A 238-nucleotide genomic window follows, 5' to 3' on the forward strand; every position below is an offset into this window, starting at 1 on the left:
GCGGCGGCCATCAAGGTGGTACAGACTGTCACTGACCGTGATGGTGACAGCACCACGGCGACCAGTGCGAACGGGCTGGATATCGCCTTCAAGGACGATGGCCCGAGTGCCTCGGCCAAGGCGGCAGCCAGTGCTGGCGCAACCCTAGATGAAACTGGCGGGTTTGATGCAGTCGACATCAGCAGCAGCGCCATTAGCGGTCTGTTTAATGCCCCGTTGTATGGCACTGACGGGGCAG

The 238-nt window shown here is 61.3% G+C and carries 1 pseudogene; it reads left to right on the plus strand.

The annotated features are described in order from the left end of the window. Nucleotides 1-238 (plus strand): annotated as a pseudogene (locus AAHA41_RS22610) (structural toxin protein RtxA); the annotation flags it as partial.

This window comes from Aeromonas sp. SER (genome assembly GCF_038739615.1).
GTDB lineage: Bacteria > Pseudomonadota > Gammaproteobacteria > Enterobacterales > Aeromonadaceae > Aeromonas > Aeromonas jandaei.